The sequence below is a fragment of the Sphingopyxis sp. SCN 67-31 genome, from assembly GCF_001725095.1.
In genome coordinates, this window is the sequence record NZ_MEFH01000056.1 from 90353 (window position 1) to 116148 (window position 25796).

27 protein-coding genes, 3 tRNA genes and 1 pseudogene are annotated in these 25796 nt (G+C 66.8%); 11 read left to right on the forward strand and 20 right to left on the reverse strand.

Annotated elements, in window-relative coordinates:
* The first annotated feature begins 18 nt into the window (after positions 1 to 18).
* Positions 19 to 95: transfer RNA gene (locus ABS88_RS09855), tRNA-Pro, on the forward strand.
* 176 nt (positions 96 to 271) lie between these two features.
* On the opposite strand, the gene ABS88_RS09860 is transcribed toward ABS88_RS09855, so the two are convergent.
* Positions 272 to 1147 carry an N-formylglutamate amidohydrolase gene (locus ABS88_RS09860; protein WP_076075256.1) on the reverse strand — a complete coding sequence of 292 codons (876 nt, stop codon included), beginning with the start codon at positions 1145 to 1147 and terminating at the stop codon, positions 272 to 274.
* A 136-nt stretch (positions 1148 to 1283) separates the two neighbouring features.
* Between ABS88_RS09860 and cpdR the strand changes: the two genes are divergently transcribed.
* Both cpdR and ABS88_RS09870 read left to right on the forward strand, forming a co-directional pair.
* Positions 1284 to 1661, forward strand: a complete 378-nt coding sequence (gene cpdR / locus ABS88_RS09865; RefSeq protein WP_076075253.1) for a cell cycle two-component system response regulator CpdR — start codon at positions 1284 to 1286, stop codon at positions 1659 to 1661.
* 73 nt (positions 1662 to 1734) lie between these two features.
* Positions 1735 to 1809, forward strand: a tRNA-Val gene (locus ABS88_RS09870).
* Positions 1810 to 1863: 54 nt separating this feature from the next.
* Here ABS88_RS09870 and ABS88_RS09875 read toward each other — a convergent pair.
* Entirely contained in the window at positions 1864 to 2652 is a 789-nt protein-coding gene (locus ABS88_RS09875) for an SDR family oxidoreductase (RefSeq protein ID WP_076075250.1), read from the reverse strand.
* A 116-nt stretch (positions 2653 to 2768) separates the two neighbouring features.
* Between ABS88_RS09875 and ABS88_RS09880 the strand changes: the two genes are divergently transcribed.
* Both ABS88_RS09880 and ABS88_RS09885 read left to right on the forward strand, forming a co-directional pair.
* A complete protein-coding gene (locus ABS88_RS09880) occupies positions 2769 to 3635 on the forward strand; it encodes an alpha/beta fold hydrolase (protein WP_076075248.1) in 867 nt (288 codons plus the stop codon).
* Between the two features lie 45 nt (positions 3636 to 3680).
* Positions 3681 to 4424 (forward strand): energy transducer TonB, encoded by a 744-nt coding sequence (locus tag ABS88_RS09885; protein WP_104959688.1) that lies wholly within the window; start codon positions 3681 to 3683, stop codon positions 4422 to 4424.
* A gap of 15 nt (positions 4425 to 4439) precedes the next feature.
* On the opposite strand, the gene ABS88_RS09890 is transcribed toward ABS88_RS09885, so the two are convergent.
* Positions 4440 to 4532 (reverse strand) — tRNA-Ser (locus ABS88_RS09890).
* 246 nt (positions 4533 to 4778) lie between these two features.
* Between ABS88_RS09890 and ABS88_RS09895 the strand changes: the two genes are divergently transcribed.
* Positions 4779 to 5552 carry a DUF1134 domain-containing protein gene (locus ABS88_RS09895; RefSeq protein ID WP_076077820.1) on the forward strand — a complete coding sequence of 258 codons (774 nt, stop codon included), beginning with the start codon at positions 4779 to 4781 and terminating at the stop codon, positions 5550 to 5552.
* Between the two features lie 380 nt (positions 5553 to 5932).
* On the opposite strand, the gene ABS88_RS09900 is transcribed toward ABS88_RS09895, so the two are convergent.
* Genes ABS88_RS09900 through petA form a run of 4 tightly spaced genes read right to left on the reverse strand, consistent with a single transcriptional unit; the run spans position 5933 to position 9209 of the window.
* A complete protein-coding gene (locus tag ABS88_RS09900) occupies positions 5933 to 6487 on the reverse strand; it encodes an adenine phosphoribosyltransferase (protein WP_104959689.1) in 555 nt (184 codons plus the stop codon).
* Between the two features lie 26 nt (positions 6488 to 6513).
* Positions 6514 to 7326, reverse strand: a complete 813-nt coding sequence (locus ABS88_RS09905; RefSeq protein ID WP_067106743.1) for a cytochrome c1 — start codon at positions 7324 to 7326, stop codon at positions 6514 to 6516.
* A gap of 31 nt (positions 7327 to 7357) precedes the next feature.
* Entirely contained in the window at positions 7358 to 8638 is a 1281-nt protein-coding gene (locus tag ABS88_RS09910; protein WP_067106745.1) for a cytochrome b, read from the reverse strand.
* Positions 8639 to 8651: 13 nt separating this feature from the next.
* A complete protein-coding gene (gene petA / locus ABS88_RS09915; RefSeq protein WP_067106747.1) occupies positions 8652 to 9209 on the reverse strand; it encodes a ubiquinol-cytochrome c reductase iron-sulfur subunit in 558 nt (185 codons plus the stop codon).
* A gap of 227 nt (positions 9210 to 9436) precedes the next feature.
* On the opposite strand from petA, the gene ABS88_RS09920 reads away from it, so the two are divergent.
* Both ABS88_RS09920 and hemF read left to right on the forward strand, forming a co-directional pair.
* On the forward strand, positions 9437 to 9895 hold the full coding sequence (locus ABS88_RS09920; RefSeq protein ID WP_067183481.1) for a tRNA (cytidine(34)-2'-O)-methyltransferase: 459 nt from the start codon (positions 9437 to 9439) through the stop codon (positions 9893 to 9895).
* Entirely contained in the window at positions 9892 to 10752 is an 861-nt protein-coding gene (gene hemF / locus ABS88_RS09925; RefSeq protein WP_076075244.1) for an oxygen-dependent coproporphyrinogen oxidase, read from the forward strand. The genes ABS88_RS09920 and hemF overlap by 4 nt, the downstream gene beginning before the upstream one ends.
* Before the next feature lie 49 nt (positions 10753 to 10801).
* Here the strand turns inward: hemF and ABS88_RS09930 are convergent, their stop codons facing one another.
* Together ABS88_RS09930 and ABS88_RS09935 are read right to left on the reverse strand one after the other, a co-directional pair.
* Positions 10802 to 11659 (reverse strand): hypothetical protein, encoded by an 858-nt coding sequence (locus ABS88_RS09930; RefSeq protein ID WP_076075241.1) that lies wholly within the window; start codon positions 11657 to 11659, stop codon positions 10802 to 10804.
* A gap of 61 nt (positions 11660 to 11720) precedes the next feature.
* A complete protein-coding gene (locus tag ABS88_RS09935) occupies positions 11721 to 12464 on the reverse strand; it encodes a glycerophosphoryl diester phosphodiesterase membrane domain-containing protein (protein ID WP_076075239.1) in 744 nt (247 codons plus the stop codon).
* Between the two features lie 132 nt (positions 12465 to 12596).
* Here ABS88_RS09935 and lipB point away from each other — a divergent pair, with 132 nt between their 5' ends.
* Both lipB and ABS88_RS09945 read left to right on the forward strand, forming a co-directional pair.
* The gene (lipB, locus tag ABS88_RS09940) at positions 12597 to 13250 is read left to right on the forward strand and encodes a lipoyl(octanoyl) transferase LipB (RefSeq protein WP_076075237.1); all 654 of its coding nucleotides are present in this window, start codon (positions 12597 to 12599) and stop codon (positions 13248 to 13250) included.
* Between the two features lie 9 nt (positions 13251 to 13259).
* Positions 13260 to 13601 carry a hypothetical protein gene (locus ABS88_RS09945; protein ID WP_076075235.1) on the forward strand — a complete coding sequence of 114 codons (342 nt, stop codon included), beginning with the start codon at positions 13260 to 13262 and terminating at the stop codon, positions 13599 to 13601.
* A 541-nt stretch (positions 13602 to 14142) separates the two neighbouring features.
* On the opposite strand, the gene queE is transcribed toward ABS88_RS09945, so the two are convergent.
* The 7 genes from queE to ABS88_RS09980 all read right to left on the reverse strand — a co-directional run bounded on the left by queE (position 14143) and on the right by ABS88_RS09980 (position 20313).
* Positions 14143 to 14775, reverse strand: coding sequence for a 7-carboxy-7-deazaguanine synthase (gene queE, locus ABS88_RS09950; RefSeq protein WP_076075233.1), 633 nt, complete (start codon positions 14773 to 14775; stop codon positions 14143 to 14145).
* Complete coding sequence (gene queC / locus ABS88_RS09955) at positions 14772 to 15470, reverse strand: 7-cyano-7-deazaguanine synthase QueC (RefSeq protein WP_067106917.1); 699 nt, start codon at positions 15468 to 15470, stop codon at positions 14772 to 14774. The genes queE and queC overlap by 4 nt, the downstream gene beginning before the upstream one ends.
* Positions 15471 to 15647: 177 nt before the next feature.
* Positions 15648 to 16070, reverse strand: coding sequence for a DUF3617 domain-containing protein (locus ABS88_RS09960; protein WP_083675081.1), 423 nt, complete (start codon positions 16068 to 16070; stop codon positions 15648 to 15650).
* Positions 16071 to 16194: 124 nt separating this feature from the next.
* Positions 16195 to 17109, reverse strand: a complete 915-nt coding sequence (hslO, locus tag ABS88_RS09965) for an Hsp33 family molecular chaperone HslO (RefSeq protein ID WP_104959690.1) — start codon at positions 17107 to 17109, stop codon at positions 16195 to 16197.
* Complete coding sequence (gene argF / locus ABS88_RS09970) at positions 17106 to 18032, reverse strand: ornithine carbamoyltransferase (RefSeq protein WP_076075230.1); 927 nt, start codon at positions 18030 to 18032, stop codon at positions 17106 to 17108. Before argF ends, hslO begins: the two co-directional genes overlap by 4 nt.
* Positions 18029 to 19216: an aspartate aminotransferase family protein gene (locus tag ABS88_RS09975; protein WP_076075229.1), complete on the reverse strand. Its 1188-nt coding sequence runs from the start codon at positions 19214 to 19216 to the stop codon at positions 18029 to 18031. Before ABS88_RS09975 ends, argF begins: the two co-directional genes overlap by 4 nt.
* A 110-nt stretch (positions 19217 to 19326) precedes the next feature.
* Positions 19327 to 20313 (reverse strand): LLM class flavin-dependent oxidoreductase, encoded by a 987-nt coding sequence (locus ABS88_RS09980; protein ID WP_076075227.1) that lies wholly within the window; start codon positions 20311 to 20313, stop codon positions 19327 to 19329.
* Between the two features lie 236 nt (positions 20314 to 20549).
* On the opposite strand from ABS88_RS09980, the gene ABS88_RS09985 reads away from it, so the two are divergent.
* Positions 20550 to 21566 carry an aldo/keto reductase gene (locus tag ABS88_RS09985; protein WP_076075226.1) on the forward strand — a complete coding sequence of 339 codons (1017 nt, stop codon included), beginning with the start codon at positions 20550 to 20552 and terminating at the stop codon, positions 21564 to 21566.
* Between the two features lie 111 nt (positions 21567 to 21677).
* Here the strand turns inward: ABS88_RS09985 and ABS88_RS09990 are convergent, their stop codons facing one another.
* From ABS88_RS09990 to glmS, 4 genes and pseudogenes are all read right to left on the reverse strand, one after another.
* Positions 21678 to 22547, reverse strand: coding sequence for a dienelactone hydrolase family protein (locus ABS88_RS09990; protein WP_076075224.1), 870 nt, complete (start codon positions 22545 to 22547; stop codon positions 21678 to 21680).
* Between the two features lie 331 nt (positions 22548 to 22878).
* A pseudogene (locus ABS88_RS25030) lies at positions 22879 to 23421 on the reverse strand (HAD family hydrolase); the annotation flags it as partial.
* Positions 23414 to 23962, reverse strand: coding sequence for an STM3941 family protein (locus ABS88_RS09995; protein WP_104959692.1), 549 nt, complete (start codon positions 23960 to 23962; stop codon positions 23414 to 23416). The pseudogene ABS88_RS25030 and the gene ABS88_RS09995, both read right to left, overlap by 8 nt.
* Positions 23959 to 25782 (reverse strand): glutamine--fructose-6-phosphate transaminase (isomerizing), encoded by a 1824-nt coding sequence (glmS, locus tag ABS88_RS10000; RefSeq protein ID WP_076075220.1) that lies wholly within the window; start codon positions 25780 to 25782, stop codon positions 23959 to 23961. Before glmS ends, ABS88_RS09995 begins: the two co-directional genes overlap by 4 nt.
* Positions 25783 to 25796: the final 14 nt, after the last annotated feature.

Consider the following 25796-nt stretch of genomic DNA (forward strand, 5'->3'; position numbering starts at 1 on the left):
TCGGCGCTGGAGATCGGTCGGGGAGTAGCTCAGCCTGGTAGAGCACTGTCTTCGGGAGGCAGGGGCCGGAGGTTCGAATCCTCTCTCCCCGACCAGTTTTCTTTCGCAACATTATTTCTTTCCGCTTCTTGTAACGCGGCGCGGAACGTCCTAGATTGTCGGTACGCCGTCGTGGTTGCCCCCTTTCCACTGCGGCGAGTGCCCCGTCCCATGACGCGGGTGCGTCCTCCCTGGACCCTGGCCACCTCGTACTTCGGTACGAGGTGGTTTTTTATTCGGCCGCTTGCGGCAGCCCTTCGTCGCCCGAAAACAGGCTGTTTGCGGCGGCGACCAGTTCCGCGAGCCAGCGCGAGAGCCGCGCCACGCCCGCGGCGTCGGGTCTGCCCATCCCGTCCAGATACAGGCGTCGATCGATCTCGATCTGAACCGCATGCTGGCCGTCCGCGGGGCAGCCGTGGGTCCGGATGATATGACCGCCGGCATAGGGCTGGTTGCGCGTTACCGGCTCGCCAAGCCCCGCCGCCGCATCGACGACCAGATCGACCAGCGCCGGATCGGCCGTCGCGCCGAAACGGTCGCCGACCACGATCCGCGCGCCATGCCCCGGCTGACCCGACGGAATCGGCGGCATGCTGTGGAGGTCGATCAGGATCGCGTGGCCGAAGCGCGCACGCAGGGCAGCCAGCTCGGCCGCGAGCGCGGCATGATAGGGCCGGTGCAGCGAATCGAGTCGCCAGCGCAGGCCGGCCGCATCCATGGGGCGCTTCCACAGCGGCCCGCAATCGGCGAGGCGCGTCGGGACAACGCCCAGCCCCGCCCGCTCCTTGCGGCCGGGCGCCGAGAATTGCGGGCGCAGCGTCACCGCGACCTCGCCCGGCGCCATCTGGCCTTCGCCGCGATTGCAGTCTGCGACCGCGCGCGCCCACAGGGCCTGGACGACCGTGCCGCCCGCCGCCGTCACACCGGCCGCCAGCAGGTCACACCAGCCATCCTCCAGCCGCTCGAGCATCGCGCGGTCGACGCGCGCCGCCGCCAATATCTCGGGCGGATAAAGACGTCCCGCATGGGGAACCGAGACCAGAACGGGGCCGCTGACCGCAGGCCGATTGACAGCGATGGCGGCGCTCTGGAAGATAGGCTGCGGCATGCGGCCAAGGTGGCAAAATTCGCCCGGCGAATCCAGCGTCACCGAATTTGTTAAGCCTCTGCCACTATGGCGGGCATCGCGACGACGGCAGGATCCCATGGGGCGACGCCGCATGACCAGGGGGCGAATTGACAGCATGATCCGGATTTTGCTGGCCGAAGACGATGACGTGATGCGCGAATATCTGGCGCATGCGCTGACCAGCGCCGGCTATCACGTGACCGCCGTCGACCGCGGCACCGAAGCGGTGCCCTATATCGATTCGGGGACGTTCGACCTGCTGCTGTCCGATATCGTGATGCCGGAGATGGACGGCATCGAACTCGCGCAGCACTGCGCGAAGGCGGCGCCGCAGACGCAGGTGATGTTCATCACCGGCTTCGCCGCCGTCACGCTGCGCGCGGAAGAGAATGTCCCGCAGGCGAAGCTGCTGTCGAAGCCCTTCCACCTCAAGGACCTGGTGCGCGAGGTCGACCTGCTGTTCGGGCGCGCCGACCGGTCGCACCAACAATAATCATCGCCGGGCGCGCGAAAGGCTTGCCAGCCTGCGCCAAGCCCATTAAGGGGCGCGTCACCCCAGAACGTGTGGGCGTGTAGCTCAGTGGTAGAGCACTGTGTTGACATCGCAGGGGTCGCAAGTTCAATCCTTGCCACGCCCACCATTCCCTTCCCATCGCCGCCGACCTGGCCGCGCCGTACATGGCACGGCGCGTCCGTCACAGGCCTTGGGTCTGGTCGATGCGCGACGCATCGCCGACCTGGCTGCCCCCGTCGCAATCGAGGATCGTTCCGGTGATGTAGGCGGCCGCCGGCGAGCAGAGGAACACCGCCGATTCGGCCACTTCCTCGACCTTGCCCCACCGCTTCATCGCAATGCGCGCATAATGCGCCTCGCGGGTCGCCGCGTCGGGCGCCAGCCGCTTCATGCCTTCGGTATCGGCGATCGGCCCGGGCGAAATGCCGTTCACCCGTACGTCGGGGCCCCATTCGAGCGCGAGCGTGCGGACGAGCTGGTTGATCCCGGCCTTCGCGGCGCAGGCATGCGCCTGAAGCGCCATCGCGTTGACCGCCTGCCCCGCCGTGATCGCGATCAGCGACGCGCCGGGCTTGTTCAGCAGGTCGTGACACCCCCGGAAGACGTTGAAGGTGCCGTTGAGATCGATGTCAACGACGGTGCGAAAGGCGTTGGCCGACATGCCGAGCACCGGGGCGAGGAAATTGCCCGCGGCGCCCGAAATGACGATGTCGATCGCCCCCAGCCTGTCGGCGACCGTCTCCATCACCCCGCGAATCGCATCATAATCGCGCACATCGCCCGACAGGCCGAGCGCGCCCGCGCCGATCTCGGCCGCCGCGCGCGCCGCCTTGTCGGGATCGCGCCCGGCGACCGCGACCTTCGCCCCCAGTTCGGCGAAGCGCTTCGCGATGCCGAGGTTGATGCCGCTGGTTCCGCCGGCCACGAACGCCGTCTTGCCGGCCAGCAGATTGTCCCGAAACGTCGTCATCCGTCCTTGCTCCTCGCTCGATTTTCGCGCGGCGACCGCACCCCGATCCGCAAAGCGGGTTGACGGATCGGAATCGGTCGCCTTTTGAAACGCGACCAGACAGCAAGGACGAACCGATGGCAAGTGGCCCCACATCGCACAGCTTCATCTCGCAGCGGCTCAAGCTGCATTATGTCGACTGGGGAAATGACGACGCGCCGCCGCTGCTGCTCGTCCACGGCGGCCGCGATCATTGCCGAAGCTGGGATTGGGTCGCGGAGAGGCTGTGCGACCGTTATCATGTCATCGCGCCCGACCTGCGCGGCCATGGCGACAGCGCCTGGTCGCCCGACGGCAATTACGACATGGACGCCTTCGTCTACGATCTCGCGCAGCTCATCCACCAGCTCGACCTCGCGCCGGTGACGATCGTCGCGCATTCGATGGGCGGCAATGTCGCGCTGCGCTATACCGGTCTCTACCCCGACAATGTGCGCAAGCTGGTGGCGATCGAGGGACTCGGCCCTTCGCCCAAGATGCTCGCCGAACGCGCCGCGAAACCCGTCGCCGACCGCTTCCGCCAATGGATCGAGGACAAGCGCCAGGCCGCCGGGCGCATCCCAAAGCGTTATGCCACGCTCGACGACGCGCTCGCGCGGATGATGGCGGAGAACAGCTATCTGACACCCGAACAGGCGCGCCATCTGACCGTGCAGGGGATCAACCGCAACGAGGACGGCAGCTGGAGCTGGAAGTTCGACAATTATCTGAACGTCTGGTCGGGTTTCGACATGCCGCAGGACGACATTGCGTCGCTGTGGGCGGCGATCGCCTGCCCCACGCTGCTTCTCTACGGCGCCGACAGCTGGGCCTCGAATCCCGAAAAGGACGGGCGGCTCGAGCATTTCCGCACCGCAAAGGTGATCGAATTCGAAAAGGCGGGCCACTGGCTGCATCACGACCAGTTCGATCGGTTCATGTCCACGCTAGAGGAGTTTCTCTAGAATGTCGTCGCGGCGCACGCGGGTGCGCGGAAGGAACGGCGCACGATGGTCTATTCGGGGGTCTATTCGGGGCAGGCATCGAAGGGCGAGCGGGTCGCGGCCGGCACGGCGTCGCTGCTGGTCGCGGCCGCGATCGGACTCGGCCTCGCGAGCGGCCTCGATCTTGCGGTCGTGCGCCGCGCCAGCGAGACGATCGCGGCCATAGCGATTCCCGCACCCCGGCCGGAGCCGGAGGTCGCTCCCGCCCCGCAGCCGACCCCGTCCCGCAGCGCCAGCGGCAAGGCGTCTCCCGCCAACAAACAGGCGAAAGCGGCGGCGGCCACGGCCCCGAAACCGCTGGTTCCACCGCCGAATCCTCCGCCGATCGCGGCCGCCCCGCGCCCCGGCGAGGGAAGCCAGGCGTCGGCGGGTGCCGCCCCGGTCGCCGGACCGGGCTCGGGCGCCGGAGGGCGCGGCGACGGCACCGGCGCCGGCGGCTCGGGGAACGGCACCGGCGGCGGGACGCGGCCGGTCTGGCGCAGCGGCACGATCCGCGACAGCGACTATCCGAAGGCGGCCAGCCGCGCGAAGATCGGCGGAGAAGTCGAGGTCCGCTTCACCATCCAGCCGACCGGGCGCGTCACCGCCTGCCGCGTCACGCGGTCGAGCGGCGACCCCGCGCTCGATTCGACCACCTGCCGGCTGATCGAAGAGCGCTTCCGCTTCCGCCCCGCCACCGACGCGGCGGGCCGGCCGATCGCCAGCAGCTATGGCTGGCGCCAGAACTGGTGGCTCGAACGCCGGCGCTGACCAAATGGGAAAAGGTGGCGGAGACGGAGGGATTCGAACCCTCGGTACCGGATTTACCAGTACGACGGTTTAGCAAACCGTTGGTTTCAGCCACTCACCCACGTCTCCGCATGGCCCGCCGCAAGTGCGACGGTGTTGGCCTGAGCGGGGCCTATAGCCAGCCCCGTGCCAGCCCGCAACGCCTAAGATTCGGCATTTCACGGCTCGTTCGGCGCATTTGACGGCCCGCGCGATTCGGTCCAACGCAAATTCGACTCGGGTCATCGCCGGTTCATTGCCCGAAGACCAAAGCGAGTCATGATTAACGCGACCTTCGGCCCGTCGATGCGGGCCGGACAGCTGTTGGGGGAAGAAATGCGCCGGACGCTCACCACCTTTGCGACCATGGCCCTCGCGTCGATCGGGATGGCGCTCGCGCCGTTGCCGGCGGCCGCGCAGATGACCTCGGTCGATCCGAATACCGCGATCGATTCGGATCTCGACAACCCCGCCCCGCCACCGCCCGTCGATACGCCCTCGACGGCGCCTGAAAGCGAATCCTATGACAGCGACCTCGCGACGGGCAGCGAGCAATATGGCACCACGCCCGACACGACGACCGCAACCACCGATCCGGCGACGGCGGCAACCAGCGCCCAGCCCGGCACGACCTACAAGCAGGACGACCTGATCGGCGCCGCCGAAGGCGTGTTCGGCAAGGGCGCGCAAGGGCTCGCCGCGATGATCGAGGACATTTTGCGCAAGCAGGGCGAACCCAACGCCTATATCGTCGGCCGCGAGGCCAGCGGCGCGCTCGGCATCGGGCTGCGCTATGGGTCGGGAACGCTGTACCACAAGGTCGAGGGCGAACGCCCCGCATATTGGACCGGGCCGTCGATCGGTTTCGACGCGGGCGCCAACGCCGGCAATACCTTCGTGCTCGTCTACAATCTCTTCGACAGCGAAGATCTCTACAAGCGCTATCCGGCGGGCGAAGGCGCCGCCTATCTGCTCGGCGGCTTCAACGCCTCCTATCTGCGCCGCGGCGACGTCGTGCTGATCCCGATCCGCGTCGGCGTCGGGGCGCGGCTCGGCGCCAATGTCGGCTATATGAAGTTCCGCAAGAAGCAGAGCTGGCTGCCCTTCTGATCCCGCCCCGCCAGGGATGAGACGGCTCGCGCTTCGGCACCTGGGCGACGTTCATCTCCCCTCCCGCAGGCGGGAGGGGCTGGGGGTGGGCAGCGACAGTGCAAAGGCCCGCCCCGCTGCGACTAAAGCGTGATGACATCGAATGGAATCGTCATTGCGAGCGGCGAAGCCGCGCGGCAATCCGGAATGTGCGCAAACCGCTCTGGATTGCTTCCCCCGGATCAGGTCCGGGGTCGCAATGACGAAGTGGGTCAATCCAAAGTCATCAGAGTCTAACGAACAAGTTCGTAAGCCTCGCTGCCCCTCCCGCCTGCGGGAGGAGAAAACGGGGCATGGCCCAAACCTCCGCTTCCCACCCCGAAACCGCCGCCGGATTCCCGTTATTCCCCGTCGAAGGCGATCAGCGTTTCGCATGCCAGCCCGGCGGCTGCCAGCCGCGCCGAACCGCCGAGGTCGGGCAGGTCGATCACGAACAGCGCGGCGGCGACCTCGGCTCCGGCGCTGCGCATGAGCTGTGCGGTGGCGAGGATGGTGCCGCCGGTCGCCAGCAGATCGTCGATCAGCACGACGCGATGGCCCGGAAGCACCGCGCCTTCGTGCAGTTCAAGCCGATCGACGCCATATTCGAGCTCGTAATCGACCCCGATCGTCATGCCGGGCAGTTTGCCCGCCTTGCGCACGGGAACGAGCCCCAGCCCCATCGCGGTCGCCATCGCCGCACCGAACAGGAAACCGCGCGCCTCCACCGCCACGATCAGGTCGGGGCGATGGATCGCCGCGCGGTCGCAAAGCCGGCGGACGCTTTCGGCGAAACCGGCAGCGTCGCCAATCAGCGTCGTGATATCCCGAAAGGAAATCCCCGGCTTCGGAAAGTCGGGGATCGTGCGGACGAGCGCCGCGAGGTCGAGATCGGGACGGGGCGGAAGGGCGATCATGCAAGCGGCCGCCCTTCCGTCACCGATCAGTGCTCCTTGTCGGCCCAGATGTTCCGATAGGACAGATAGGTCAGCGTGCTGAAGATCAGCAGGAAGATGAAGGCGCCCCAACCCACCTGCACGCGCTTAACCAGCTTCGGTTCGGCGGTCCAGACCAGAAAGGCCGTCACGTCGCTCGCCATTTGGTCGACGGTCGCCTTGGTGCCGTCGGCATAGGTGACCTGACCGTCCGCGAGCGGCGGCGCCATCGCGAGGTTCAGGTTGGCGAAATAGGGGTTGTAGTGCAGCCCGGTGCCGGGGCGCAGTTCCTTGGGCAGGTTCGCCGGCGGGTTCTGAAAACCGGTCAGCAGCGAATAGATGTAATCCTTGCCGCCTTCGCGCGCCTTGGTGATCAGCGACAGGTCGGGGGGCAGCGCGTTGTTGTTCGCCGCACGCGCCGCGACCTCGTTGGCATAGGGCGCCGGGAAATGATCCGACGGCAGGCCGGTGCGCGTCGCCGGTTCGCCCGTGTCCGGGTTGATCGACGGGATATTGTCATAGCTCTTGGCGAAGCTCTTCACCTGGCCTTCGGTATAGCCCAGGTCCTGAATGTTGCGGAACGCGACGAGGTTAAGGCTGTGACAGGCCGAGCAGACTTCCTTGTAGACCTGCATCCCGCGCTGAAGCTGCGCCTTGTCCCAGTGCGGCACCAGGCCGTCACTGGCGAGCTTCAAATGCTTCGGATGTTTATGGAACTCGTGCGAGGCATTGGGCTCATTGGTGAGCGGCGTCGTGAGTATCGCGAGCACCAGCGCGGCAATGAAACCCAGGCCGACGAGAAAACCGAGCGGACGAACCATGGCTGTATCAGCTCCTATATAAGTCCGGCGCTCAGGCCGTTGCCGCCGACGCGGCGTCGGCATGTTTTGCAAGGACCGCTTCCGTGATCGAATTCGGCATCGGTTCGGGACGTTCGATCCGCGAAACGATCGGCAGAATGATCAGGAAGTGCGCGAAATAATAGATCGACGCGAGCTGGCTCATGATCACATAGGGCTGCTCGGCGGGGCTCATGCCGCACCAGCCCAGGATGAACACGTCGAGGACGAGCAGCCAGAAGAACTTCCGGTACAGCGGACGATAGTTCGACGACTTCACGGGCGAACTGTCGAGCCAGGGCAGGAAGAACAGCAGCGCGATCGCCGCGAACATCGCGATGACGCCCCACAGCTTCGCGTCGATCCACAGGAAGTTGAAGGTGAAGGCGCGCAGGATCGCGTAGAAGGGCCAGAAATACCATTCGGGCACGATATGCGCGGGCGTCGAAAGCGGGTTCGCGGGGATGTAGTTGTCCGCGTGGCCCAGCATGTTCGGGACGAAGAAGGTCAGCGCGACGAACACGAGCAGGAAGATGCCGAGTCCGAACCCGTCCTTCGCGGTGTAATAGGGGTGGAAGGGCACCGTGTCCTGTTCGTCCTTCACCTCGATCCCCGTCGGGTTCGACGAGCCCGGAATGTGCAGCGCCCAGATGTGGAGGATGATGACCCCCGCGATCACGAACGGCAGCAGATAGTGCAGCGAGAAGAAGCGATTGAGCGCGGCGTTGTCGGGCGCGAAGCCGCCGAGCAGCCAGACGCGGACCGGCTCGCCGACCACAGGAATGGCGGAGAAGAAGCCGGTGATGACCTGCGCGCCCCAGAAGCTCATCTGCCCCCAGGGGAGCACGTAACCCATGAAGGCGGTCGCCATCATCAGCAGGAAGATGACGACGCCGAGCAGCCACACCATTTCGCGCGGCGCCTTGTACGACCCGTAATAGAGGCCGCGGAAGATGTGGAGATAGACGACGATGAAGAACATGCTCGCGCCGTTCATGTGCGCGTAGCGGATGAACCAGCCCGCGTTGACGTCGCGCATGATGTGCTCGACCGAGTCGAAGGCGACGCCGGCATTGGCGGCATAATGCATCGCCAGCACGATGCCGGTGATGATCTGGATCGCCAGCGCGGCGCCGGCGAGGACGCCGAAGTTCCAGAAATAGTTGAGATTGCGCGGCACCGGATAACCACCGCCGATGGCATTGTAGACGAGGCGCGGCATCGGCAGCTTCTCGTCCAGCCACTTCATCAGCGGGTGCTGGGGCTGATACTGGTTGGCCCAGGGAAAGCTCATCTTATCTCGCTCCTCAGCCGATCGTCACGACAGTGTCGCTGGTGAAATCATAGGGCGGCACGACCAGATTCTTGGGTGCCGGACCTTTGCGGATGCGCGCCGCGGTGTCGTAGTGCGATCCGTGGCACGGGCAGAAATAGCCGCCGAAATCGCCGCGCGGCTCGCCTTCGGCGGCGCCCAGCGGAACGCAGCCGAGGTGCGTGCAGACACCGAGCGTGATCAGCCAGTTCTCCTTGCCCACCTTGGTCCGCTCGGCCAGCGTTTCGGGGTCGCGCAGTTCGCTGAGCGGCACCTTGTTCGCCTCGGCGATCTCGGCGGGAACGAGGTTGCGGACGAACACCGGCTGCTTGCGCCAGCTCGTCTTGATCGACTGCCCCGGCTGGATCGCCGAAATGTCGATTTCGGTCGACGACAGCGCGAGCACGTCGGCGGACGGATTCATCTGATTGACCAGGGGAAGAACCACCGCGACGGACCCGACTCCGGCAAAACTCACTGCCGCGATATTGATGAAGTCCCGGCGCCGCACGCCATCTTCGATGCCGGCGGAGGTTTCGGTTTCACTGGCCATTCGACTGCCCTTGCATGGGTGAACTGACAAAGTTCCCGGAAAAGGAATGACCCGCCCCTGATGCATGCGCGCGAAACGACGCAGCCCCGGCGGCCCCTCCGGGAATTGCCGGCCTGATAGCCGCACATACCCGCCTTGCCAACAGGCAATTTCCCCTTTTCCGCCAATGCGGCGGGCTTGGCCCCTCGCCTCTCGATTCGCTGCCGGGCCGGCGCTATGGCGGCGACATGGACCTGGCGCTGTTCCAGCCCGAGATCGCGGGCAACGTCGGCACGACGCTGCGCACCGCGGCCTGCCTGGGCGTCGCGGTCCACATCATCGAGCCGTGCGGCTTTCCCTTTTCGGATGCGGCGCTGAAACGCGCCGGCATGGATTACGCCACGCGCGCCAACAGCCGGCGCCACGCCGACTGGGCCGCGTTCCGGTCGTGGAGCGCAGCGGAAGGGAAGCGGCTGGTGCTGCTGACGACGGCCGGAGCGACTCCCCTTCCCGCCTTCGATTTCCAGCCCGGCGACACGCTGCTGCTAGGCAGCGAATCCGCAGGAGCGCCGCCCCATGTCCATGATGCCGCGGCGGCGCGGGTCGCGATTCCGATGCGTCCGGGCTTTCGGTCCTTGAATGTCGCGGTGGCGGCTGGCATCGCGCTCGCCGAAGCGCTCAGGCAGACGAAAGGCTTTCCCGCATGATCACGCTCGATCCCCAGCAACAGGCGGCGCGCGACTGGTTCGAGTCGCTGCGCGACCGGATCTGCGCCGCGTTCGAGGCGATCGAGGCCGAAGCCGGCAGCGACGCCCGCTTCGCTTACACGCCCTGGGACCGCGAGGCCGAGGGGCTCGCCCCCGGCGAAGGCGGCGGCGGGGTGCGCGGGGTGATGACGGGGCAGGTGTTCGAGAAGGTCGGGGTCAACGTCTCGACCGTCGGCGGCCGTTTCGCGCCCGATTTCGCCCAGTCGATCCACGGCGCGGGCGACGACCCCAGCTTCTTCGCCACCGGCATCAGCCTCGTCGCGCACATGGCGAATCCGCATGTCCCCGCGGTCCATATGAACACGCGCTTCCTCGTCACCCAGAAGCGCTGGTTCGGCGGCGGCGCCGACCTCAACCCGCCGATTCCTTATGCCGAGGATACCGACGCCTTTCACGCGCGGCTGCGCGCGGCCTGCGCGCCCTTCGGGCCCGATGTCTATCAGCGCTACGCCAAATGGGCCGACGACTATTTCTTCATCCCGCACCGCGGCGTTTCCCGCGGCGTCGGCGGCATCTTCTACGACCATCTCGAATGCGGCGACGACGCCGAATTCGACCGCAACTTCGAATTCACCCGCGGGGTCGGCGAAGCGTTCCTCGACATCTTCCCGCAGATCGTGCGGCGGCGGATGAACCAGCCGTTCACCGACGCGGACCGCGAGGCGCAACTCGTCTGGCGCGGCCGCTATGCCGAGTTCAACCTCGTCTACGACCGCGGCACGCTGTTCGGACTGCGCACCGGGGGCAATATCGACGCGATCCTGATGAGCCTGCCGCCGGTCGCCAAATGGAGCTGACGGACGGAAGGCGGCTCCACGGTCGGACCGCCTTCCCTCACGTCGCAGATCAGGCGAACACGTCGCTCCGGTTGGTCCCGCCCAGCGCGCGATAGAGGCCCGCTGGCACCCCGACCTGCAGATAGGCCATCGGGACGCTGAGCAGGATCGCGCCGATGATCAGGCCGAGCATCGACCCGGTGCCCGGCGCGCCGCCGGCCAGCAGCGACACGCCGACGATCATCCCCAGGATCATGAAGATCACGATCAGCGCGACGCCGAGCAGGATGAAATAGGCGAAAATCTTCCACTGCGACGCGGCGGTCATCCGCCACGAAGCGCCGAGCGCGGCGAGCACGTTATAGCTGCGCTGGTCGGCCATATAGGGGCCGGTGCAGCAAAGGCGCGCGGCGAGCCAGACGAGGAACAGCAGGAACAGCGGCGCGATCAGAAAGAATGCCACGCCGATTCCCATCAGCGCCGAACTGCTCGGCTCGCCCCCGCTCGCCAGCGTCGTCAGAGCGCTGCCGAAGAACAGGAAACCGATGATGCCGAGCAGCAGGACCACCACGACCGCCAGCAACAGCACCGGCAACGAAGCGATCATTCCATAGCCGAGCGCCGCGCCGACCGGCTCGCCGCCATTGGTCAGGCCGATCCGCCACGACGCGAAATAGCTGCCCGTCTGGAGCACATAGTTGACGATGCCGAGCAGGACGCCCGTCGCCCCCATCGCCGCGACCAGGCCGGCGCTGTTTTCGGCCATGGCCGCCGGATCGAACATCGTCGCGCCGCCGCCCAGCAGGAGCTGGAGGATCAGCGGCGCCGCGATGCCGACGCCGATCAGCACGATCGCGTGATGGACCGCCTGCCCGCTGAAAAAGCCGGTCGCATAGGACCAGGCCTCGCTTATGCTAATTCGGTTCATATCGTCCGTCTCCCCTGCTTGCCGAACCGGCTTCCGCGCTTCCGCTGTCCGGCCCCTGCCATCATTCGAACAGTTCGCTCCGCCGCACGGCGAGCTGGCGATACGCCGCCGCCGACACCGCGATCGAAACGAAGCTGGCAACCGCGCCGAACCCGGCCTCGACAAGCCCGCTGAGGATCCGGCCGATCCCCGCGCCGGTTCCGCCGACGAGCCCGACGAGGCTGCCGAGGATCACCGATGCGATCCCGAAGACCAGCGCGACCAGGAACAGGAAGAAGAAGATCGACCAGGCATTGCCCTGGGTCAGCCGCCAGCTTTCGCCGATCGCGGCCATGGGATTGCGGATTCGCCGGTCGGCGACCGCGGGCGCGATCAGGGCGAGCCGGCCGACCAGATAGAGTCCCGGCACGATGAGCAGGATGAAGCCCAGCGCCAGCATGATGCCCGCCAGCAGATGCGCCACCACCAGCGTCGGAAACAAAGTCAGCGCAAAGCTCAGCGCCTCGCCGACGCTCGTCCCGGTGCGCGACAGCCACAGCCGCAGGATCGCCAGCGTCCCGGCAATCGTGAACAGCGCCACGATAAGGCTGCCCGGCACCATCTGCCGGATATTCTCGCGAAAGGTCGCCATGATCTGATCGACCGTCGCGCCGCTCGGCGGTTCGATCGGCACCGGGCCGAACCAGGCGACAGCGAGCGCCGGAAGGAAGAGAAAGACTGCCGCGATCGTGCCGGTCAGGCCGCTGTGGGAGCGCAGTAGCTGGACCGCATCGTCCCACGCCGCGCCCATGTCGAATTTTGTCATTGATACCCCGTCGCTTCGGTGGTTCCGTTTTCGGGGGGAGAGTGACGTGCCCGGCCTCTCCTGTCCAGCATTCTCGGCAGTGCCGCGCAGCGCGGGCTTGCGTCGTCGGGAACCGCGAGGCAGGGAACGACCATGCCCGACCCCGTCCTGCCCGAATGGCGCGTCACGCCCGGTCTTGCCGATTATGCGGAGGCGCTTGCCGACATGGAGGGGCGCGCCGCCGCGATCCAGGCCGGCGATGCGCCCGAACGCATCTGGCTGCTCGAACATCCGCCGCTCTACACCGCCGGGACGAGCGCCGATCCCGCCGAACTGCTGGAAGCGCGCTTTCCGGTGCATGTCGCGGGACGCGGCGGCCGCTACACATACCACGGCCCCGGACAGCGCGTCGGCTATGTCCAGTTGGACCTCGCCCGGCGCGGGCGCGACGTGCGCGCCTATGTCTCGGCGCTCGAGGGCTGGGTGATCGACGCGCTGGCGGTTTTCGGTGTCGCGGCGCGGCGCGCCGAGGGGCGCATCGGCATCTGGACCGACGATGCGCAGGGTCGCGAAGCGAAGATCGGCGCGATCGGCGTCCGGGTGCGGCGCTGGGTGACGCTGCACGGCTTTGCGCTCAACATCGCTCCCGACCTGTCGCATTTCTCCGGAATCGTCCCCTGCGGCATCGCCGAATTTCCGGTCACCAGCCTCGCCGCGCTGGGCATCGACGCGGGAATGGATGACGTCGACGCCGCCTTGCGGCAGGCGCTGCCCGCCTTTCTCGACAAGCTTCCGGCAAGCGATTAGGAAGCCCGCATGAACCGTTCGCTTCTCGCTTCGCTCCTGCTTCTTCCCCTTGCCGCCTGCGGTGGCGGCGACAGCGGCGGCTCCTCGACCGCCAAGCTCGACGCGGTGGAGGTGCAGCCGGGCACGATCAGCGATTCGATGATCATCCTCGACGACGCCGCGGGCGACGGCACCGCGATCGACAACAGCGTGCCCGACGATGGGACGAAGAAGGAAGCGGCCAAGCCCGACGAGGCGGCGACGGACGACGCCGATGCCGCCCCCGACGCGGCCGACGACAATCCCGACGCGGTCGACATGCCCGCGGCGCGCAAGGCGGTCACCCCGGAAAGCGCAGCCAAAAAGGGCTGACCCGATCCTTTGCCGAATGTCGTCACGCTGAACCCGTTTCGGCATCCATGGCCCGGCTCTCCTCCGGCCCTCCGGCGCTGCGGCGAAGAAAACGGCAGGCGATGCCAGCCTACAGGCCCCTCAGGCAGATAACGGCCTGATCCCCGGCGAAAGCCGGGGTCCAGATGGCATGGCGCTGCCCCACATGGACCCCGGCTTTCGCCGGGGAACAGCCCCTCGCCGGAAAGCGATAATCGCCAGCTTGTTTCAGGGTCGAGGCGGCATGGTAAGCCCCTCCCCTTCAGGGGAGGGGTTGGGGTGGGGGCTCGAACCCTTGCGCAAGGCCGCTGGCTCCCGGCCCTCCCTTGAAGGGGAAGAATTTAGAGCCTGATGTCATGCGTTGGAATCGTCATTGCGAGGAGCGAAGCGACGCGGCAATCCAGAGTGTGCGTAAACCACCCTGGATTGCTTCGCTCCGCTCGCAATGACGCAAGCAGGTCGATCCAGATCGTCGCGCCTGGAACCCAGGTCGACACCCGCGGCCTTCCCCATGATCCGCCGGTCAGCGCAGCCCCAGATGCTTGTGCGTCTGGAGCGACAGCTGCCAGCGCGGATCGCGCATCACCAGCTCGATGCAGGCGCGTACATTGTCGGCCGCATGCGCGTCGTCGAGCGGCTGGATCAGCCGATGTGCGAAATCGAGGCCGGCCAGACGCCCGACGTCGCTGCCCGGCTGCGGCCAGACCAGTTTCAGTTCGTCGCCGCTCGTCTGGACCAGTTCGCTTCCCGCCTTCGGACTGACGCAGATCCAGTCGATGGCGCGCGGAACCGGCAGCGTGCCGTTGGTCTCGATCGCGATCGTGAAACCTTCGCCGTGCAGCGCGTCGATCAGCGCCCGGTCGACCTGCAGCATCGGTTCGCCGCCGGTCAGCACGACATAGCGACGATCGCGCGCCTCACCCCAGCTTCGCGCGATCGCCGCCGCCAGCGTCGCAGCGTCGGCATATTTGCCGCCCAGCGTTCCGTCGGTGCCGACGAAATCGGTATCGCAAAAGCGGCATACCGCTTTCGCCCGATCGACCTCGCGACCGGTCCACAGGTTGCATCCGGCAAAGCGGCAGAACACCGCGCGGCGCCCCGACCGGGCGCCTTCGCCCTGCAGGGTCAGGAAAATCTCCTTGACCGCATAGCTCATGCCGGGGGCTTCACCGCATAGCGCGTCGGATCGGTCAGCCCCGCCTCGGCAAATCCCTTGCTGCGCAGGCGACAGCTGTCGCACAGCCCGCAATGCAGGCCGTCGGGCGTCGGGTCATAGCAGGACCAGCTCATCCCCGCGTCGATGCCGAGCCGCGCCGCCTCGGCCGCGATATCGGCCTTCGACATATATTGCAGCGGCGCATGGATGCGAAAGGCGACGCCCTGGTCGCCGTCGCGCGTCGCGAGCCGCGCGAGTGCCTCGAAGCCGGCGATGAACTCGGGGCGGCAGTCGGGATAACCCGAATAGTCGAGCGCGTTGACGCCGATCACGATATCCGCCGCGCGGCGCGCTTCGGCAAGGCCCAGGGTCAGCGACAGGAAGATCAGGTTGCGCGCCGGGACATAGGTGACGGGAATATCCTCCCCCACCCCGTCCTTCGGCACCGCGATGTCGGCGGTCAGCGCCGACCCGCCGAAGCGCCGCAGGTCGAGCGGCAGCACGATATGCTCGTCCGCGCCGACCGCGGCGGCGATCCGCGCCGCCGATTCGAGTTCGACGCGGTGGCGCTGGTTATAATCGATGGTGAGCGCGACGATCCGCGCCCCGGCCTCGCGCGCGAGGCCCGCGCAGACCATCGAATCGAGGCCGCCCGACAAAAGGACGACCAAAGGCTTTCCGGCAAGGTCCTGCATGCGCCGCCCGTTACGCTCGCGGCGGCGCCCGCGCAAGGCCCGCGCCGACAAAGGAAACGGGCCGCGCAGCCTTTGCCGCACGGCCCAGTTTGGCATGAAAGCCTTTAGGAAGAAGAACCACACATCGGCTCTGTCTCCCTTTGTGAAGGAAGAAGGTTAAGGCCCGCTTAACGCGGTTCAGCAGCCGCCGATGCGGCGTCCCTCGATCGCCTGCGAAAAGGGCCGTCCTTCGGCGATTCCCTGCGTGTCGATCTGGACGAGGCGGTTGGTCTCGGCGCGAATGGTGGTGCGGCCGTGCCCGGCGCCGGGGCAGGTGTAATGGACCGTCACCGAATTGGGCGTGTCCTCGATGACATAGCGCGAACAGCCCGAGCGCGGGTGATAGACCTGGATCATCCGCCGCGCATCGCCGACGCACAGCGTCTGCATGACCTTGTCGCTGCCGCGCTCGCGAAGCTGCCAGCTTCCCTTTTCGAGCCGGTCGAGCATCGCCAGCGACGGCGCCTGCGCGGGCACAGCGGTCGCACCCGCCGCCACCGCCGCGCTCATCGAAATCCATCGCATGAAGGGAGAGAAGATCGCCATTTCCACCTTGTCCACCGGCTGCCCGCACCCGGGCAAAACGCGACCCTGTGGACAGTCCGTTAGCAAGACGAGGGCGCGGTTTCAACCGCTTGGCGCTGAATAGCGTCGTTTCGTCGCCCCGTTTCGGGACCGCACCGGCTCAATCGCGCGCCGCGATGTCGTCGAGCGCGATCGGGAAGATGCGCGAGCAGAAGGCGCAATCGACCGGGATCACGCCCCCTTCGTCGGCCATCTCGCGCCGCTCGGCTTCGGGAAACTGCGCCAGCACCCCGGAAAAATGCTCGATGCTGCACCGGCACCCGCGCGACACCATCGTGCCCGGTTCCACGCGCACCTCATCCTCGTGATAGAGGCGCCATGCCAGCGTTTCGAGCGAGGTCGCGGGGTCGGTCAGCTCCTCGTCTCTCAGCGTCGCCGCGATGGTGCGGGCATGCTCCCATTCGGGATGCTCGCGCCGCAGGTGCAGCCGGTCGCGCCCCGCCTCGCCCTCGGGCAGATGCTGGAGCAGCAGGCCGCCCGCGAGGCAGCCCGCCTCCGGATCGCGCCGGGCCGCGAGGCGGATCAGGCTCGGGATCTGTTCGGACTGCTCGAAATAATGCTCCGCGGCCTCCCCGATCGACGCGCCTTCGAGCGGAACGATGCCCTGATAGCGCTCGCCGGTCACCGCATGGTCGAAGGTGATCGCGAGAAAGCCTTCGCCGAACAGCGCGAACAGGCTCGGATCCGGGCCGATTCCCGCCAGCCGCTCGGCATCGAACTTCATATATCCGCGCAGCTCGCCGCCACGATAATCGCAAACCAGCAGCTCAACCGCCCCCCCCCCCGTCTGCGCCTGCAAGGTAAGCTGGCTTCGCTCGTCCTTGAGCGTCGAGCCGAGCAGCACCGTCAGCGCCAGCGCCTCGGCCAGCAGCCTTTCGGCCACCGGCGGATAGTCGTGCGCCGCCATGATCCGGTTGAGCGTCGGGCCGAGCCGCACCAGCCGCCCGCGCACATGGCGGTCGGCGATGGTGAAGACCAGCGGCTGGTCGAACCAGCTTTCCGGCGCCTCGCTCATAGGTGGCCGAGCGCCCACAGCAGCACCGATTTCTGGGCGTGGACGCGGTTTTCCGCCTCGTCCCACACGCGCGATTGCGGGCCGTCGATCACGGCGTCGACGACTTCCTCGCCGCGATGCGCGGGCAGGCAATGCAGGAACAGCGCGTCCGCCTTCGCCTCCTCCATCAGTCGCTCGTCGACCTGGAAGGGCGCCATCGCGGCGAGTTTGTTATGCGCATGCGCCTGCCCCATCGACACCCAGGTGTCGGTGACGACGACATCGGCACCCGCCGCCGCCTCGCGCGCGTCGCAAAAGAGGTCGATGCGGACGCCGCGCGCCCGCGCCGCCTCGACGAAGCCTGGATCGGGCTCATAGCCCTGTGGGCAGCCGGCGCGGATATGGAAACCGAACAGCCCCGCCGCTTCGATCAGCGACGACAGGACATTGTTGCCGTCGCCCAGCCATGCGAGTTCGAGCCCCGGCAGGGCCTTGCCATGTTCGACGAGCGTCAGCAGGTCGGCCACGATCTGGCAGGGATGCGACAGGTCGGTCAGCCCGTTGATCACCGGCACCGATGCATGCGCCGCCATGTCCTCGACCTTGGCATGATCGTCGGTGCGGATCATGATCGCATCGGCATAGCGCGACAGCACCCGCGCGGTATCGGCGATCGTCTCGCCGCGCCCGAGCTGCATCGACCCCGCGTCCATGACCATCGCCGAACCGCCGAGCTGGCGGATCGCGATGTCGAAGGAGGCGCGGGTGCGGGTCGAGTTCTTTTCGAAGATCATCGCGAGCACATGGCCGGCGAGCGGCGCATCGGCGTCGGGCTTGCCCTTGGGCCAGCCGGCGCGCGCCGCCTTGCGGTCGATCGCATCGGCCAGCATCGCCGCGATCGCGTCGCCGCCGGCGTCGGACAGGTTCAGGAAATGCCGCATCAGCTTTCCGGCGGCGTATAGCTCGCCGCCCCCGCCGACAGTTTTTCGATGAATTCGTCGATATGATGCTGTTCGATGTTGAGCGGCGGCAGGACGCGCACGACATTGTCGCCCGCCGCCACGGTCAGCAGCCCGTGGTTGTCGCGCAGGTGCGCGACGAAGGCCCGGCTTTCCACCTTGAGCTTGACCCCGAGCATCAGCCCCATGCCGCGGACGCTTTCGAACAGGTCGTCGTGGTTCGGGATCATCTGTTCGAGCGCGCCGCGCAGGCGCTCGCCGGTCGCCTTGACCTGATCGAGGAACCCTTCCTCGAGGATCACGTCGAACACCGCCTGTCCCGCCGCCATCGCCAGCGGGTTGCCGCCATAGGTCGAACCGTGCGTGCCGAACGTCATGCCGCGCGCCGCCTTTTCGGCCGCCAGGCAGGCGCCCATCGGGAAGCCGCCGCCGATCCCCTTGGCGCTCGCCAATATGTCGGGCGCGACGTCATATTGCTCATAGGCATAGAGTGTGCCGGTGCGCGCGACGCCACACTGGACCTCGTCGAAGATCAGCATCAGATCGCGTTCGTTGCAGATGTCGCGCAACCCCTGCAGAAAAGGCTGTGACGCGGGGCGGATGCCGCCCTCGCCCTGCACCGGCTCGACCAGGAACCCCGCCGTATTGTCGTCGACGAGGTCGAGCGCGGCGTTGAGGTCGTCGAACGGCGCATAGGCAAAACCCGGAAGCAGCGGATCGAAGCCCTTGCGCAGTTTTTCCTGGTTCGTTGCGGAGATCGTGGCCAGCGTTCGTCCGTGGAAGGCATTGTTGAAGGTGATCAGGACATGCTTTTCGGCGTTGCCCGCGCTCGAATGATAGGCGCGCGCGGTCTTGATCGCGCATTCGACCGCCTCGGCGCCCGAATTGGTGAAGAAGACGGTGTCGGCGAACGTATTGTCGACAAGGCGCTGCGCAAACGCCTCGCCCTGCGGGCTCCCGTAAAGGTTCGATACATGCATCAGCGTCGCCGCCTGATCCTGGATCGCCTTGGTCAGGTGCGGGTGCCCGTGGCCGAGCAGGTTGACCGCGATGCCGCTGGCGAAATCCAGATAGCGCTCGCCTCGCTCGCCGATCAGATAGGCGCCTTCGCCGCGCACCGGACGCACACCGCACCGGGGGTAAACGGGCATCAGCGGCGTGATCGACATGGCACAGCACCTTTCCAGACAGATAAAAGGAAAAAGGCGACCGCATCCGGGCCGCCCTTGGTCGGGCGGCTCCTATACCGCCGCGGCGGGAGGCGCGTCAACACGGCGGGCTAAAGGCTCTTCGCCGCCTCCATCGCCAGCGCCAGCGAGCGCTTGCGCGCGTCATGGTCGTACATCGAGGATGCGACGATGACCTCGTCGGCACCGGTGCGCGCCACGAACGCCTTCAGCCCCGCCGCGACATCCTCGACCGTCCCGACCGCCGAGCATTGCAGCACATGGTCGAGGATCGCGCGCGCATTCGGCGGCAGGCTGTCCGTGTACCCCGCGCGCGGCGGCGGCATGCGACCCGGATTGCCGGTGCGCAGCGCCACGAACGCCTGCTGCTGCGACGAGGCGAGATATTCGGCCTCCTCGCGCGTGTCGGCCGCGAAGACGTTGAACGCCGCCATGGCATAGGGTTCGGAAAGCTGCGCCGACGGCTTGAACTGGCGGCGATAGAGCGCCAGGGCCTCGTCGAGCGCGTCGGGCGCGAAATGGCTGGCAAAGGCATAGGGCAGGCCCAGCATCGCCGCGAGTTGCGCGCCGAACAGGCTCGACCCCAATATCCACAGCGGGATGTGCGTTCCCTCTCCCGGCACCGCGCGGATACCGAGCCGTTCGTCGCCCGCGAGGAAGGCCTGCAACTCGACGACGTCCTGCGGGAACTGGCGCTCGTCGCTCGCAAGGTTGCGCCGCAGCGCCTGCGCGACGCGCTGGTCCGACCCCGGCGCACGGCCGAGCCCCAGGTCGACGCGGCCGGGAAACAGCGCCTCGAGCGTCCCGAACTGCTCAGCGATCACCATCGGCGCATGGTTCGGCAGCATGATGCCGCCCGCACCGATGCGGATCGTCCGCGTCGCATGGCCGATATGCGCCAGAACGACCGAGGTCGCGGCGCTCGCAATCCCCGCCATGCCGTGATGCTCGGCGACCCAATAGCGCGAATAGCCGAGTTCTTCCGCATGGCCGGCCAGATCGGCGGCGTTGGCGAGCGATTGCGCGACCGTCCCATTGTCGGTGACGGGGACGAGGTCGAGGAAGGCGAGTTTCAGCATCGGCCCTAATTGGGTGCCCGCCCCTCCGATTGCAACGTTGCGTTTCGCAACCTACAGCGTCGTCCGTCATATCCGAATTATCTTTCCCGTTCGTGTCGAGCGAAGTCGAGACACCCAACGACAGAGCGCAAGGTTGATAGGTGTCTCGACTTCGCTCGCGGAAGAGGGGTGGCACCAAATTAATGTCCGACGTTCCAAGTCGCCTCGGCCCCGAACAATGATGGAGACCCCAGCCCATGAAGACCCGCCGCCTCGGCCAGAGCGCCATCCACGTCACCGACATCTGCATGGGCACGATGACCTTCGGCAGCCAGGCCGACGAAGCGACCGCGTTCCGGGTACTCGACCGCTGCTTCGAGGCGGGCATCAATTTCTTCGACACGGCAGAGGGATATCCGGTGCCGCCCGACATCAAATGGGTCGGCCGCACCGAGGAGATCGTCGGCCGCTGGATGAAGACGAAGCCGCGCGACGCGATCATTCTCGCGACCAAGGTGTCCGGGCCGAGCCACGTCTGGTTCAAATCGCCGTGCCGCGGCGGCACCACCGCGCTCGACCGTCACCATATCCGCGCGGCGATCGAGGGCAGCCTGACGCGGCTCCAGACCGACTATATCGACCTCTACCAGACGCACTGGCCCGATCATGACGCCCCTTATGACGAGATGATGGACGCGCTCGACGAACTGGTGCGCGAGGGCAAGGTGCGCATCCTCGGCTGTTCGAACGAGACGAGTTGGGGCCTGATGAAGGCGCTCGCGGCGTCCGAGCGGCTGGGCGGCGCGCGCTATCATACGATCCAGAACAATTTCAGCCTCAACAACCGCCGCTTCGAGGACGAGCTCGCGCAGGTCTGCCGACAGGAAGGCGTCAGCCTGATCCCCTATTCGCCGCTCGCCGGCGGCGTGCTGTCGGGGAAATATCAGGACGGTGCACGGCCGGAGGGCGCGCGCTTCTCGCGCTATCTGGCGATGGAGGGCCGGCAGGCCGCGATGGGGCGGCGTTTCGTGAACGACCGGAGTCTCGCCGCGACCGAACGCTACCTCGCCATCGCCGAAGAGGCGGGGCTGCATCCGGTGACGATGGCGACCGCCTGGTCGAAGCAGCATGATTTCGTCGCCTCGACGATCGTAGGCGTGAGCGCTTATGACCAGGTCGACCCGATCCTCGATGCGATCGACCTTGTGCTGGGTGACGATGTGATGAAGGCGCTGAACAAGGTCGGCAAGGACATCCTATACCCGATGGGGTAACCTCGTCATTGCGAGGAGCCGAAGGCGACGCGGCAATCCAGAGCTGGCGTAAACCCGCCCTGGATTGCTTCCCCCGGATCAGGTCCGGGGTCGCAATGCCGTGATCAAAAACTATAGCGCGGCCTTGAACAGTTCGAGCATCCGTCCCCACGCCTTCTCCGCCGCCGCTTCGTCATAGGCGCGGCCGTCGGGCGGGCACCAGCCGTGCATCGCGCCCTTGTAGACCTCGACCTCGTGCCATTGGGGGCGCGGATCGAGCACCGCGTTCAGCCGGACCTTTTCTTCCGGGTCCTTCTGATCGTCATTGTCGGCGATCGCGAACAGGAAGCCGGCCTGCGTTTCGGGAATCAGCAGATGCGGGCTGTCGGGCTTGTCGGTCCCGACCGAGGCGCCGTGGAAGCTGGCTGCTGCCTTGACGCGCCCCGGGTTCAGCGCCGCGGTGTAGATGACCATCGGCCCACCCATGCAATAGCCCGCGGTGCCGATGCCCCGCCCCGTATCGACCTCGGCCTGCGCATCGAGAAAGGCGAGATGCGCCTTCGCATCCGTTTGCACCGTCGCACGATCGAACCGTCTCAGATAGCCGAACAGCGCGTCGCGCACGCCGGGGTCGTCGAAATCATGGCCGGGATAGACGACCGGCGCCTTGGCCCAGCGATAGAAGGGATTCACGCACAGCACCGCATAGCCTTCGCCCGCCAATCGGTCGGCCATCTGGCGAAAAGCCGGGCGCAGGCCGCGAATGTCGGGCCAGATCAGCACGCCCGGATGCCGGCCCTCTCCGGGCGCGGTAAAATAGGCATCGGCGGTGCCGTCGTCGGTCGCAATCGTCACGTCGCGCCCCTTCACGGACCCCGCGGCACAGGCGGCCGCCGGCAGCATCGAGGCCACCGCTCCCGCCCCGATCAGGGCGCCGAACGCGCGCCGCCGGACGGGAAGCCCGGCGCGGTCGAGATCGGCTTCGGTGAATTCGTCGCACATGGCTCTCTCCTCTTCCCTCTCTCTTCCCCGGCGCCGATACGCGCCGGAGCGCCAAAGGCTGCGGCCGCGTAAAGCGATTCTCCGAAAGGCGCGAAAAACTGCGCAACTTCGCTCTGAAATCGCGTGGCGGAGGCCAATGGTTACACGGGCAGCTAAGCACGGCCACGGATAATAGGAAAGGGTGGTGCGAATACCCTCCCCCCGAAGGGAGCAGGCAGCAGGCGTGCAACAGCACCTCGTCATAGCCATGCGCGACATGATGCACGCCCACGCCGCGCAGCACGTCCCCGTGCGCCGCGCGGTCGAGGATATGGCCGCCGCCGCAGAAGCCGATCACCGTCATCCCCGCCGCGAGCGCCGCCCGCGCACCGGTCGGCGAATCCTCGATTGCGAGGCAGGCCGCGGGATCTATGCCCAGCCCGTTCGCGGCGGCGAGATAGATGTCGGGATGCGGCTTGCCGCGGGCCCAGCCGTCGGCGCTGTAGACGTGGTGTCCGAAATGGCGCGCGAGTCCGAAGCGATCGAGCGACGCGGCGATATAGGCGGGGCTGCTCGACGAAGCGATAGCGCGCGGCAGGCAGCCCAGCGATTCGAGGAATTCGGGCGCCCCCGGCACCGGCGCGAAACCTTCGGCAAAACGCTTCTGCGCCCGCTCGCGATGCCTCTCGCGGAAATCGTGCGGCAACGGCCGCCCGAGCCGCACGACGATCCGGCGCTCGGTCTCCTGCCAATTATGCCCGCAATAGTCGCGCAGGCATTCTTCATAGGTCGTTGGCAGCCCGATGGCGGTCAGGCTTTCGGCAAGCGTCCGGTTCGCGCGCACCTCGCTGTCGGCGATGACGCCGTCGAAATCGAAGATGACGGCGCTATACACGGTGGCGTCCGAAGCCCTCCAAGGCCAATGGTGGGGAAGCGGGGCGACGGCATGCGCCGCGATAATATTCGATCGCGGCCCAAGCCTCGTCGAACCCGCGATCCAGCCCGGTCAGATTAACGGTGATGTCACCGCCGGTGAGCATTCGGTTCGCTCCCGCCATCTTTCCGGTGAAATTGGTCGACGGATATCGATCCGGCCGGACGAGGCGGAGAACGATGAACCTCTGACGCCGGAACTGCCAGACGGAAATCTCGACGATCTCCTCCCACGGAATCGTCTGTTCGGACCATTGGCGATAATAGAGGCCACTGGACGAAATTCTGATCTGGTCGCGATTGTCGAACAACCGCGTGAATATCAGAATTGAGCAGGCACCGAAAAACAGGACCGACAGCCAGCCGATCCATTCCACGCCCGGCTTGAGCGGTTGCCTCGCGATCCCCGCCAGCCAGATGCCGAGGACGACAAACGCGACGCCCCCCAAGAGCAGCAGCAGGAGCCGCCATCGCGAATTGCGGGCGACGAAAACTCCCGTCACTCCACCGTGACCGATTTCGCCAGATTACGCGGCTGGTCCACGTCCGTCCCCTTGGCGACCGCGACGTGATAGGCCAGCAATTGCACCGGCACGGCGTAGACGAGCGGTGCGATCAGCGGGTGGACCTTGGGCATCTCGATCGTCGCCATGCAGCCCTCGCCCGCTTCGGCCAGGCCTTCGGCGTCACTGATCAGCACGACCTTGCCGCCGCGCGCCATCACCTCCTGCATGTTGCTGACGGTCTTTTCGAACAGCGGGCCGGAGGGGGCGAGGACGATCACCGGCACCGCTTCGTCGATGAGCGCGATAGGCCCGTGCTTCATCTCGCCCGAGGCATAGCCTTCGGCGTGGATATAGCTGATTTCCTTGAGCTTGAGCGCGCCCTCGAGCGCGAGCGGATAGTCAGGGCCGCGGCCGAGGTAGAGCACGTCGCGCGCCGGCGCGACGAGCGGCGCCATTTCTGCGATCTCCTCGTCGTGGGCGAGCGCGGCGTTGAGCGCGGCGGGCGCCTCGATCAGATGCCGGACGATCTCGCGTTCCTGCGCAGCGTCGAGCTTCCCCTTGCGCAGCGCGAGATGCGCCGCGAGCGCGGCAAGCACCGCGAGCTGGCAGGTGAAGGCCTTGGTCGACGCGACCCCGATCTCCGGCCCCGCATGGGTCGGGAGGAGCAGGTCTGCCTCGCGCGCCATGCTGCTGGTCGGGACGTTGACGACGACCGCGATCGTCTGCCCCTGCGCCTTGCAATGGCGCAGCGCCGCGAGCGTGTCGGCTGTCTCGCCCGACTGCGAGATGAAGAGCGCGAGCCCGCCGGGCTGGAGCACCGGGTCGCGATAGCGAAACTCCGACGCGACATCGATGTCGACGGGCACACGCGCGAACTGCTCGAACCAGTATTTGGCGACCATGCCGGCGTAGAAGCTGGTGCCGCAGGCGACGATGGTGATGCGGTCGATCCGCGACAGGTCGAAATCCATCTGCGGCAGCGCCACCGTCTGTTCGAGCGGGCGGATATAGGAAGCGAGCGTCTGCGCGACGACGGTCGGCTGCTCGAAAATCTCCTTTTGCATGAAGTGGCGGTAGTTGCCCTTCTCGATCGCCGTCGCGGTGACGCCCGATGTGGTGATGTCGCGCTCGACGGGGTTGTTGTCGCGGTCGAAAATCCGCGCGCCGTCGCGCGTGATGACGACCCAGTCGCCTTCCTCCAGATAGGCGATCTTCTGCGTGAGCGGCGCCAGCGCCAGCGCGTCGGAACCGAGATAGGTCTCGCCGTCGCCATAGCCGACGACGAGCGGCGAGCCGAGCCGCGCGCCGATCAGCAGGTCGGGATGGTTGCGGAATGCGATGGCGAGCGCGAAGGCGCCGCGCAGTTCGGGGAGCACCGCCTTCACCGCCTCTTCGGGCGATTGCCCCGCCTCGATCCGCTCGGAGACCAGATGCGCGACGACCTCGGTATCGGTATCGCTCTCGAAGCGGCGCCCGCGCGCGGTCAGCGCCTCGCGCAGCGGCCGGAAATTCTCGATGATGCCGTTGTGGACGAGCGCCACCTCGCCCGTCGCGTGCGGGTGGGCGTTGTTCGTCGTCGGCGCGCCGTGCGTCGCCCAGCGTGTGTGGGCGATGCCGACGGTCCCCGGCGCCGGATGCGCGGCCAGTTCCTTGACGAGTCCGCCCAGCTTGCCTTCGGCCCGGCGGCGGATCAGTTCGCCGCCCTCGACCGTGCAGACGCCCGCCGAGTCATAACCGCGATATTCCATCCGCCTGAGTCCGTCGACAAGGCGGTCCGCCACGGGGGCCTTGCCAATAATTCCGATGATTCCGCACATGGGCGACAGTCTTT